Genomic DNA, 1,750 nt, shown 5'->3' on the forward strand with positions numbered 1-1,750 from the left:
ATTCTTTCTATTATATTGGATACTTTCAATACTTAGGGGCTGCTGTTGAAGTCCAGACTTTATATTTAGCAAGGGTTGCATTGTGTTGAGATAGACGTTAAGTGCACGAAAACGAGTCTAAAATGCACAAAACCCATGCACTTACCCAGGGAAATGTACCGACAATCATCCCCCGGCCAGCTATCGTTTGAAGATTTTTATTTGCCATTTGGGGGCAAGTTATCGGCGAAGAACCGCTGGGTCAAACTGGCGGAGGTGATTCCATGGGAGGAGTTTGAATCGCTCTACGCTAGCCAGTTTAGTGAGGAGATGGGAGCGCCAGCGAAAGGATTTCGGATGGCGTTGGGCGCGTTGATTATCAAAGAAAAATTGGGAATCAGCGACCGCGAGACGATTGATCAGATCCGCGAGAATCCATATCTGCAATATTTTCTCGGACTACATGAGTACAGTGACACGCCACCGTTTGATGCGTCCATGATGGTCCATTTTCGCAAACGGATAGGGTTCGAACTGGTGTCAGCCGTCAATGAATCGGTAGTGCAATCAGGCATAGCCTCATCATCATCAACCTCGAGTTCACCTGAGCAACCTACATGCGCAAGCGATGATAATTCAGACCCACCCGAATCGCCGCCATCGAGTGGCAATCAGGGTCAGTTGATTGTGGATGCCAGTTGTGCGCCTGCTGATATTCGCTATCCGACGGACTTGGATTTGCTCAACCAAGCCAGAGAGCATAGTGAACGTCTTATCGATGCGTTATATCAACAGGTAGCGGGCTGTCTTCCCAAGAAGCCGCGAACGTATCGTCAAACCGCTCGCAGAGACTATCTCAGAATTGTGAAACGGCGTAAAAAGCCCCGAAAATTACTCCGCAAGGGTCTGCGAAAACAGCTCAACTATGTACGCCGAAACCTGGGTCACATTGACCGGTTAATCGAGGCCGGAGCTACACTTGCAGCACTGAATCCACGAGAGTACAAGACCCTGTTGGTGATTCATGACGTCTATCGGCAACAACAGCACATGTACGACCACAACCAGCGGCGGATCGATGACCGCATTGTCAGTATTTCACAGCCTCATGTGCGTCCGATTGTCCGCGGTAAAGCAGGCACACCCGTCGAATTTGGCGCTAAGTTCGATATCAGTTGTGTGGCAGGCTATGTGTTCCTCGAACATCTCAGTTGGGATAACTTTAATGAATCCACCCACTTGATTAATCAGATAGAACGGTTTCGAACGCGCACCGGACACTATCCAGCCTCAGTGCATGCCGACCAGATTTATCGAACACGGGATAATTTGAAGTGGTGTAAACAGCAGGGCATTCGGCTGAGTGGACCGCCCTTAGGTCGACCGTCGAGCGATGAAACTGAGCAAGCCCGACTCCGACAACAAGCTCGGGACGATGAGAGTATTCGCGTTGCCGTCGAAGGTAAGTTTGGTCAGGGTAAACGACGATTTGGACTCGGACGGGTGATGGCCAAACTCGCCCAAACTGCAGAAACCATGATTGCCATCACTTGTTTGGTGATGAACTTGGAGAAACGGCTACGCCGTTTTATTGTCGTGTTTTTGCTAGGGTTGATGCGCTTTCTACTCGGCTATCAGACGAATGTGTGTCCCTTTACAGCAACGTTAAGCAAAGACTGGCTAAAAATCCTTACCTCTGGGACAGTGCCTACTGACCCTGTCTGGGCTGTTGGATAACCCCTGAGATTTTTATTCAGTTTTTCAGCAAACC

1 protein-coding gene is annotated in these 1,750 nt (G+C 49.3%); it reads left to right on the forward strand.

What is annotated here, in order from left to right:
• Window positions 1–153: 153 nt before the first annotated feature.
• Window positions 154–1,716, forward strand: coding sequence for an IS5 family transposase (locus F6K13_RS31690; RefSeq protein WP_353735748.1), 1,563 nt, complete (start codon window positions 154–156; stop codon window positions 1,714–1,716).
• The last annotated feature ends 34 nt before the right edge of the window (window positions 1,717–1,750 follow it).

Origin of the sequence: Okeania sp. SIO2B9 (genome assembly GCF_010672505.1) — a bacterium.
In the GTDB taxonomy this organism is placed as follows: Bacteria; Cyanobacteriota; Cyanobacteriia; order Cyanobacteriales; family Microcoleaceae; genus Okeania; species Okeania hirsuta.